This is a genomic window from Streptomyces sp. NPDC031274, assembly GCF_055570235.1.
The window spans coordinates 115,167-123,925 of sequence record NZ_JBVIHP010000015.1; the positions used below are offsets into that span (position 1 = coordinate 115,167).

At 68.6% G+C, this 8,759-nt stretch carries 10 protein-coding genes; 4 read left to right on the forward strand and 6 right to left on the reverse strand.

Going from position 1 to position 8,759, the window contains the following annotated elements:
- Position 1: 1 nt before the first annotated feature.
- The 3 genes from ACZ5CR_RS23915 to ACZ5CR_RS23925 form a co-directional block, all read right to left on the reverse strand.
- The gene (locus ACZ5CR_RS23915; protein ID WP_468860539.1) at positions 2-787 is read right to left on the reverse strand and encodes an amino acid ABC transporter permease; all 786 of its coding nucleotides are present in this window, start codon (positions 785-787) and stop codon (positions 2-4) included.
- Between the two features lie 41 nt (positions 788-828).
- Positions 829-1,584: an ABC transporter substrate-binding protein gene (locus tag ACZ5CR_RS23920; protein WP_468860754.1), complete on the reverse strand. Its 756-nt coding sequence runs from the start codon at positions 1,582-1,584 to the stop codon at positions 829-831.
- Positions 1,585-1,828: 244 nt separating this feature from the next.
- Positions 1,829-2,647, reverse strand: a complete 819-nt coding sequence (locus tag ACZ5CR_RS23925) for a helix-turn-helix domain-containing protein (RefSeq protein ID WP_468860542.1) — start codon at positions 2,645-2,647, stop codon at positions 1,829-1,831.
- Positions 2,648-3,022: 375 nt separating this feature from the next.
- On the opposite strand from ACZ5CR_RS23925, the gene ACZ5CR_RS23930 reads away from it, so the two are divergent.
- The 4 genes from ACZ5CR_RS23930 to ACZ5CR_RS23945 all read left to right on the forward strand — a co-directional run bounded on the left by ACZ5CR_RS23930 (position 3,023) and on the right by ACZ5CR_RS23945 (position 6,160).
- On the forward strand, positions 3,023-3,472 hold the full coding sequence (locus ACZ5CR_RS23930; RefSeq protein ID WP_468860545.1) for a hypothetical protein: 450 nt from the start codon (positions 3,023-3,025) through the stop codon (positions 3,470-3,472).
- 84 nt (positions 3,473-3,556) lie between these two features.
- On the forward strand, positions 3,557-3,952 hold the full coding sequence (locus ACZ5CR_RS23935; RefSeq protein ID WP_468860547.1) for a hypothetical protein: 396 nt from the start codon (positions 3,557-3,559) through the stop codon (positions 3,950-3,952).
- Positions 3,953-4,590: 638 nt separating this feature from the next.
- A complete protein-coding gene (locus ACZ5CR_RS23940) occupies positions 4,591-5,355 on the forward strand; it encodes an ANTAR domain-containing protein (RefSeq protein ID WP_468860549.1) in 765 nt (254 codons plus the stop codon).
- 88 nt (positions 5,356-5,443) lie between these two features.
- Positions 5,444-6,160 (forward strand): ANTAR domain-containing protein, encoded by a 717-nt coding sequence (locus tag ACZ5CR_RS23945; protein ID WP_468860552.1) that lies wholly within the window; start codon positions 5,444-5,446, stop codon positions 6,158-6,160.
- Between the two features lie 18 nt (positions 6,161-6,178).
- Here the strand turns inward: ACZ5CR_RS23945 and ACZ5CR_RS23950 are convergent, their stop codons facing one another.
- The 3 genes from ACZ5CR_RS23950 to ACZ5CR_RS23960 all read right to left on the reverse strand — a co-directional run bounded on the left by ACZ5CR_RS23950 (position 6,179) and on the right by ACZ5CR_RS23960 (position 8,411).
- On the reverse strand, positions 6,179-7,450 hold the full coding sequence (locus tag ACZ5CR_RS23950) for a mannosyltransferase family protein (RefSeq protein ID WP_468860554.1): 1,272 nt from the start codon (positions 7,448-7,450) through the stop codon (positions 6,179-6,181).
- 126 nt (positions 7,451-7,576) lie between these two features.
- Positions 7,577-7,918, reverse strand: coding sequence for a hypothetical protein (locus tag ACZ5CR_RS23955; protein ID WP_468860557.1), 342 nt, complete (start codon positions 7,916-7,918; stop codon positions 7,577-7,579).
- Positions 7,911-8,411: a SigE family RNA polymerase sigma factor gene (locus ACZ5CR_RS23960; RefSeq protein ID WP_468860560.1), complete on the reverse strand. Its 501-nt coding sequence runs from the start codon at positions 8,409-8,411 to the stop codon at positions 7,911-7,913. Before ACZ5CR_RS23960 ends, ACZ5CR_RS23955 begins: the two co-directional genes overlap by 8 nt.
- Between the last annotated feature and the right edge of the window lie 348 nt (positions 8,412-8,759).

An 8,759-nucleotide genomic window follows, 5' to 3' on the forward strand; every position in this document is an offset into this window, starting at 1 on the left:
CTCACCTGGCTTTCGCCGTACGGGCCTCGAGCCGCCGCACCAGATGGCCCAGCGGGAGGGTGATGACGAGATACAGCAGTCCGGCGATCAGGATCGGGGTCAGGCTCTTGTGCTCGTTCAGCGCGTCCCGGCCGAAGTTGGCCAGCTCGAACTGGCCGAGCGAGAGGCCGAGCAGATACACCAGCGAGGAGTCCTTGGTGAGCAGGATCAGCTCGTTGGTCAGCGGCGGCAGCACGATCCGGAACGCCTGCGGCATCACGATCGACACCATCGCACGCCCCGCTGACATGCCCAGCGAACGGGCCGCCTCCGTCTGCCCCTTGGGCACCGCCAGAATGCCCGCGCGGATCGTCTCGGCCATATAGGCGGCGCCCACCAGTCCCAGAGACAGCATCACCGTGATGTCCATGTCGAGCGCGACCTCGAAGGCCAGCGGCACACCGAAGCCGAGCGCGATGAACACAAGGAGGGAGGGAACGCCGCGGAAGAACTCGATATAGGCGATCGCGATCCAGCGGTACGGAGGCACCGTGGACAGCCGCATCAGCGCAAGGACGATGCCGAGCCCCAGGCCGAAGCCGAAGCCGAGCAGCGTGTAGTAGGCGGTGTTGACCAGCGCGGTGGTGATCACCTCGGGGAACAGCGCCTTGGCGATCTCCACGTCGAAGAACGCCTGGCGGAGTTTCCCCCAGTCGGCCACCAGCGCGATCACGGCTATGGCGATGAACAGCACGGCGTACTGGACGCCGCGGAACAACCGTGCCCGCCGCCGTCGGGACATGGACATACGTGCAGAACTCCTCTGGTCAGCTGTTTGAATGCTCGAGGTCAGCTCTGCGGAGTGGTACCGAACCACTTCTTGTAGATCTTGTCGTAACTACCGTCGGTCCGGGCCTCCTTGAGGACCTTGTTGACCTTCGTGCGCAGTGAGTCGTTGCCCGTGCGGAAGCCGATGCCGTACTTCTCACCGGTGTCGAACTCCGCGGTCACCTCGGTGTCCGGGTTGTCCTTGATGTATTCGAAGAGCACGCCGTTGTCGTTGATGCCCGCGTCGACTTTGCCGGCCTTGACCGCCGTGAGCAGCAAGCCGACGTCCTCGTACTCCACGAGCTCCATGTCGAGGCCCTTGCTCTCCTTCTTGGCGTAGATGCCGCCGGTGGTGGCCTTCTGGTAGCCGAGCTTCTTGCCCTTGAGATCCTCGAAGGTCTTGTAGGGCTGCCCCTTCTTGGTGATCAGCGCCTGGGTGGCGTTGAAGTAGGGGTCCGAGAAGTCCATGACCTTGTCGCGCTCGTCGGTGATCGTCATGCCTGCGGCGGCCAGGTCGCACTTGCGGATGTTGAAGTCCTGGCCGGTTTCGATGCCCTCGAAGGGTGTGTTGACGATCTCCTGCTCGACCCCCAGTTCCTTGGCGACCAGGTCGACCAGATCCACGTCGAAGCCGACGATCTTGCCGTCCTTCTTCGACTGGAACGGCGGATAGGGCAGATGCGTGCAGGTCTTGATCTTGCCGGACGAGACGAGCTTGATCCCCGAGGCGCCCTTGTCGCCGTCGCTGTCGGACTTGGTGCTGGTGCAGCCCGCCATCAGCAGGCCGGCGACTGTGGTCAGGGCTATGGCAGCCACCGGGGAACGAACGGACTTCGGGGGACGAGCGGGCACAGGACCTCCAGGGCAGGCTCGAACCAGGGCGCGAGCGAGATCAACAGCGCTGTGTGCTGCGCAGGTTGCGGTGCATCCTGCCATCGGCCAGGGCTCTTGTCCTGCCCTCGGGATTGCGTATGGGTAACACACTCGATCTCCACCGCATCAACTCAGCGGCGGGTAACCGTCAGAGCGAGGGGCGTCGAGTACCGCAATGGGCTTCTTCCAGGAGTCCTGCCGCATGCGCGGTCCGCTGGTACAACACGTAGCGCCCGTCTCTGACCTTGGTGACGAGGCGTGCGCGGTGCAGGGCGCTGAGGTGGTAGGAGACGGTGCCCGGGGTGTAGCCGGTTCGGGCGGCGAGTTCCGCGGTGGACCGGGCGGTTTCAAGGTCCGTCAGCAAGGCCGCTCGGGCGCTGCCGACCACTTGCGCGATCTTTCCGGACCTGCGATCCCGGTCGGCTCCGATCCGCTGGGCGGGGTAGTAGAAGACGAACTGCCCGGGGGTGTCGACCTGGATGATGACGTCGGGCCGGCTGAGCACGCTGGGGGTGAGGACCAGGTCCCGGCCGGCGACATCGATTTCGGCATCCCACGGCTTGGCGAGGGTGATCGCGTCGCCTGCCCAGGCCATGTCGGGGTGGAGTGCTCCGAGCGTCCGGCCGACGCCGTGGGTGGCGATGGCTGTCGCGCGGCGGGCGATGTCCTGGTGGATGATCGAGCGCAGTTCGGGCCAGCCCTCGGCCAAGGTATCGCGCCAGAACCGGGCGAGACCGTTGGCGAGACGGCGCTGCATCCGCCCCGACTCCGCGATCCGGCGGGTGGCGGCCAGCAGCGGCCTGTTCCAGTGGGTCCGGGTGTGGGTGAAGACCTGGGTTTCGAGGTCGTCCTGCGCCACGGCCTCGATGTGCGCGATCTGCTCGTCGATCAGGTCACGGCGCTGTGCGTCCGTTCCCGGCTGAGGGGTGAGCAGGTCAGGTCTGTAGGTGTCGCCGTTTTGCGGCAACAGGTCTACGAGCAGGGCAACGTCGGGATGGGCAAGTGATGCTCGGGCGAGTGGTCCAGGATCCCCGAAGACCGGGTGCCGTCCCGACGCGGCGGTGAGTCTCAGCCACGCCATGGACTCCGCAGCAGGGGAAGGCGCCAACCGTGTCCTGGACACGGTATCGGCGTCTACACGCAGGGTGAGCACCGCCCCGACGCTAGCAGTCGTCGCGATGGATTTGAACCGGCTCGAATGCTTTCCGGCGTGAGGTCCCCGCGTGGTGGAGTCGTGTTGCCGAACAACGGCAGCAACGTTCACTGCCCGATCTGAGGCGGTTGCCTCCGCACGGCGGTGAGGTTGCGCATCCGGCACTCGACGAACTTGGGAGTGGTTGTCATGGTGAGGTTGAAGGACGCATCGAAGGTGAAGAGCCGCACGAGGAAGGTCGGCGTGGCCGTGACCGCAGCCGCGTCGGTTGCCGGGATGGCCTTCGCGGCGACACCCGCGACCGCCGTCGCCGGTGCCGCCACCGTCTCGATCGAGTATGGGGCGAGCTACTACAAAGGCACGGCCAGCTGGTCCAACCGGTCGGTCGGCATCGACGCATCGTTCAAGGCCAGCAATTGTCGGCGGGTCTACGCGCGGGCGTTCGCCGGCAGCACCTCACTGGACTTCAGGAGCAGCAGCACTTGGTGCAATCGATCCGGGCCGGCGGACTTCACCCTTGCCGCGAACGTCGTCGGTGGGTCCGACAACATCTGGGTCTACATGACCGACGAAAACCAGAACTACCTCAAGGGACAGACCTGTTACCGCGCCGGCTACTGCATCGACGGCCTGCACTAGCACTGCAGCGGTCTGTTCCACTTCAACCGGTTGATGCCGCACGCGACCGCGGCCGGGTCCTGTAGTCCCCATCCTGGAGATCGCATGAAGACTCATCTCACCGCCGCCCTCGGTTCCATCGTGCTGACCGCGGGCACCTTGCTGGGCGCTCCCGCCGCCGTCGCGCAACCAGCCCCCTACCCGAGCACCGCTTTCGACGTCACGATCGGTGCCAGCTCCGTCCGCGGCACCCTGACTTGGCACGACCGGTCGGTCGGGGCCGCTGGAACACACCGGGCCGTCGGCTGCAACAGGGTGTGGTTCAGCACGTACGGTGCCTCTGGCAACGAACTCGGCACCTCGAGCACCAGCCGTCAGTGCAACGTGACATACCAGTTCAATTTCGTGCTCCCTGCGAATGTGCCCGGCGGGGCGGCGTCCGTCAGGATCTGCCTTGATACGACCACGGCATTCGAGTGCGAGTGGTACAACCGGCCCTGACCCACCCGACCGGCCGGGCGCGAGGCCCTCAGCACCGTGCGGCTGGTCGGCAGGTCTGACGGGCCATCACCAGGTGTCCAGCCGCTCCCCGTTCGCAGTCATCGAAGGACCTCGATCTGCTGCCTTCGTGGACATGTTCTGGAAGGTGCGGCCGATGCTGTCACCGATGGGGCGGGGCCGCGGGGGTGGTTTTTCAGGTCTCACGCTGTCCAATTGCCGCCCTTCTTGACGCACCGTCAGAGCTCTGCCTGATGTCGTCCGGCCTGTTCACGGTCTGGTCCACCGGCTCAGCTGATCCGTCCGGCGACGCCTGGCCGACGTCCAGCCCTTGAACAGGCGGCTTCCGGACACCTCTCGGGCGGGATGGGGGACTATCGTGAGGTACGGACGTCCTGGACCCCGGCGGACCTGATGTTGCTCACCACAGATGACTGCGGGGAACGGACCCTCTTCGTCCGATCATCCGCTGCATCCCCTGGAGGGAACGGGGCAGTTCCGTGTCCCGTCGGACAGATTGCCGGACCGTCCGTTCGCGGCCTCCGCCGAATGTATACCCTTGCCGGGAGCGTCCCAGGGGAGCCGGTGGTCCGGCCGCCGCACCCCATGGCTCCGTCGGCAAGTCTCGGGGACGAGGTGTCATGTCCTTACCGCACAGCCGGTCGTCCCGGATCCGTGTACTGGTCGCCGAGGAGGCGGCCCGACATGGTGCCCGGGTCGGCGTGATGGACGTGTGCACGGCGGCGGTGGCCGCGCTTCCGGTCGGCGGGGCCGGTCTTTCGGCGATGTCCCGGACCAGCGCGAGCCATCCTTTGTGCAGTACCGATTCCATCAGTGAGCGCCTGGAGGAGTTGCAGCTGATGTTGGGCGAGGGGCCGTGTGTGGATGCCTTCGCGCACGGCTCCGCGGTCCTGACGCCCGACCTGGGGGACAGTGAACTGCAGCACTGCTGGCCCGTGTTCGCTGATGCGGCGCTGGTGTCCGGAGCGCGCGCGGTCTTCGCGCTCCCTCTGCAGAATGGGGCGATCAGCCCCGGGGTTCTGGACCTGTACGCCCAGGTCCCGATCCGATTGAGCGGGGAAGAACTGGCCGACGCACTGGCTTTCGCCGATCTCGCGACGCTGGTCCTGCTCGACACACGGATCCACGAGACAGACGGGCCACCCGGTGACGGGGCACCAGAGGGACATATGGAGGACCTGGGCGGGTACCGGGCGGAGATCTCCCAGGCCACCGGCATGCTCATCGTCCAGCTCGGCGTCGGTGTCGAAGAAGCCTTCGTCCGGCTGCGCGCCTACGCCTACGCCCAGGGGCTCCGGCTCACCGTCGTGGCCGCCGACGTGGTGGCCCGTCGGCTCCGCTTCTCCCCTGACGCGGAGCCGACCCGGACCGGTGGGGGTGCCTGACGCCCCGTGCCCGGTCCGAGCGGCGCACGATGCCGCCGCCCTTCCCGCCCGCTCCCGGCAGGACTAGCCTGCATAAAGGGTGTTGACAATGAATGAGCGACTCCTGGCCAAGACCTTCGTCGAGCTCGCGGACACGCTGGTCGCCGACTTCGACCTGATCGACTTCCTGCGCCTGCTGACCGACCGCTGTGTGGGGATGCTGGGCGCGAGCGCCGCCGGAGTGCTGCTCGCGGACCGCGACGGCGCACTCCGTGTGATGGCCGCCTCCGACGAACAGGTGCGCCTGCTGGAACTCTTCCAGCTCCAGAACGACGAAGGCCCCTGTCTGGAGTGCTTCCGCACCGGCACGCCGGTGACCGTTCCCGACCTGGGTGCGGAGAGCGCCCGCTGGCCTCGCTTCGCCGCCCAGGCCCAGCTCCACGGGTTCGGCGCGGTCCAGGCGCTGCCGATGCGCCTACGGGACGAAGTCGTCGGCGCCCTCAACCTCTTCCGCGCCGCTCCCGGCCCCTTCGACCCGGTCGGCATGCCCATCGCCCAGGCCCTGGCCGACGTCGCCACCATCAGCCTCCTCCAGCAACGGTCCACCCATCGCGCCACGGTCCTCAACGAGCAACTGCAGACCGCGCTGAACAGCCGCGTACTGATCGAACAGGCCAAGGGCAAGCTCGCCGAACGCCGCAACATCGACATGGAACAGGCATTCATCACTCTGCGCAGCTACGCCCGCGCCCACAACCGCCGTCTGTCCGACGTGGCCCGCGCATTCGTGGATGACTCCGAACCCCTCGACGGTCTGACGTCCTGACCCAGGCCACGAGGAGTTTCATCCGGCCCAGCGCCCCGTCAGGAAGGTGAGGGTGACGACCGTCGTGAGCGGGGCGCCCAGGCACAGGCAGACCGTGGTGACCCGTGGGCGGCGCAGGCTCCAGCCAGCCAGGGCGATCCACAGCGGCCACCACACGAGGGTGGCGCGGGGGATGGACATGTACCAGTACGAGGTGCCGAGGGCCCAGAGGTTGAGGGCGAGGTAGAGGGCTTCGGGCCATCGGCGGCGCCGGATCAACAGGGCGAGCAGGAGGAGGCCTACGGCCATGGCCAGCAGCTCGGCCTGGAACATACCGGCGTACCCGGTGGCCTGGACGTGGGAGAACGCGGCGTCCCAGGTGCGGGACCACGCCTCCCACGGTGTGTGGAAGGCGCGGTGCCAGCCGCGTTCCTGTGCGTGCTGCCAGGCCATCCAGTCACCGGTGTGCGCGTGCAGATACCAGCTGTAGAGGGCGGCCGGGAGCGCGGGCAGGGCCAGCCAGGGCGACGAGCGCCAACGCCGGTGGGTGCGGGAGGTGAGCACGAAGTGCAGGGCGATGGCCGCGGCCAGGAAGAGCCCGGTGACACGGACGGTGCTCGCCAGGGCTGCCAGGGTGGCGGCGAGGGCCCAGTTGTGCCGCTGGGCCGCGAGCCAGGCGGGCAGCGCCAGGGCGAGGAAGAGAGCCTCGGTGTAGCCGATCGCCAGGAACACGGCACACGGTGAAAGCAGCAGGAACAGGGCGGCGCGCCGGCCGGCGGACGGGTGGCGCAGGTGGAGGCGGGCGATCCTGGCCAGCGCGAGGACCGTGACGGCCCCCGCGCAGAAGGAGATCAGCAGTCCTGCCACGGTCCAGTGCGGCACCACGAGGTGGACGGCGCGCAACAGGAGCGGAAAGCCGGGGAAGAAGGCCTCCCGGTTGTCCCAGTCACTGAGTGCGGGACCGGCTCCGCCGGGGAAGTAGCCATCGCGCGCGATGTTCACGTAGTGGGCCCAGTCCCAGTGCTCGAAGGGAGCGAGGACGCTGTCGGGGTACCGGGTGTCCGGCTTGGCGGGGTAGAGCCAGCGGGCGCAGTAGGCGGTGATCCAGACGGCCAGGCGGGTCAGCAGGTACAGCCACAGCACTTCGCGGTCGGCGGGCGAGAGGCGCAGGGCGGCGCGGCCGACGGGCGGGGTGGCACGGCCGTCCGGTCCTGCCCACGAGGGCCGCTGCGGCGGCTTGTTGCCTGGCTGTACGGGGGCTGTCGGGCGCTCGGACGGCCGCGTGACCGAAGAGGATATAGAAGGCGACATAAAGGGCACTTCCGGGTGGGTGCGGGCATGCGGCATCGGCCGGTGGGGTCCGCCGGGTCACGGGGTGTCAGAACAGGGGCGTGCGGAGCAGTCGGCCGTAGAGCCGGGTACGCGGTGCTCGGCGGCTCAGCGCGAGGGCGGGCCCGAGCTGCTGGCTTCGCCGGACGGAGGAGAGGTCGATGACATCGAGGTGGGCGGCGGGGCGGTGTCCAGCGGCGACGGCGCGGGCTGGGACGGTGCGTTCGCCGGGGGAACCGGCGCCGGGTCGCCCGGCAGCAGCGTGGCGGCAGCCGCTCCACCAGCCCCCAGCACCAGGCACGCGGCGAGCGCGACCGCGGCGCGTCGGCGGCGCTGCGCCTTCCTGCCGCGCTCGGCGATCCGCGCGAACGGGAGTGGCCCTGCCTGGGCCTGGCCGCGGTCAGCGGCCTGATGGAACAGCGAGCGCAACGGGTCGTACGGCTCAGGCATCGAAAGCCTCCTCCTCGACACGCAGATCCTTGAGGCGGTCGGCCAGCGCGGCTCGCCCACGGAACAGATGGGTCTTGACCGTGCCGCTGGACAGGCCTGTCTCACCGGCGATCTGCTCGACGCTCAGATCGCACAGGTAGTGCAGGGTCATCGTGCGGCGCTGCTGGGCGGGCAGGGTGCGCAGCGCGTCCACGAGCACCACCGCCTCGGGGCCTGGCCCCTCGGTGTCCGGCGGTGCGCCGCTGCGCTGCCAGGCATCCGCGGTACGCCGCCCGAAGCGCCAGCGGCTCACCGCGAGGCGCCAGGCGGTGGTGCGGATCCACGCTTCGGGCTGTCCGTCACGTTCGAGGCGGCGCCGATGCCGCCAGCCCCGCACGAACGCCTCCTGCACGACGTCCTGCGCCTCGTGCAGGTCGCCGAGCATGACGTACAGCTGCCCCGTGAGACGCGTGACCGTCTGCGCATAGAACTTTTCGAACTCCTCGACGGTCAACGGCCACTCCCGGATCTTTTTCGCTTCAGTAGGCATACGCCTGCCGGGGCCGATCCGGTTGACATCGACGCAGAGATGATGGAGTGACCGTCGTCACGTGCGGCGGCGCCACCGTCCGCGAGGCCGCCGACGCGCTGCCGACGCGGACGACAAGCGGGGCGCGCGTCTGCGTCTGACCTCCCGCGCCCGGCGGGAGCCTGCCGAGGTCCGGCGCCTCGATGGTGAACACCACGCGCGCCGGCCGCGCGTCACCAGGAAACGCGTGCGGAGCGGGGGGGGGGGGGGGGGGGGGGGGGGGGGGTGGGGGGGGGGGTGGGGGAGGGGGGGGGGGGGGGGTGTAAGTGGGCT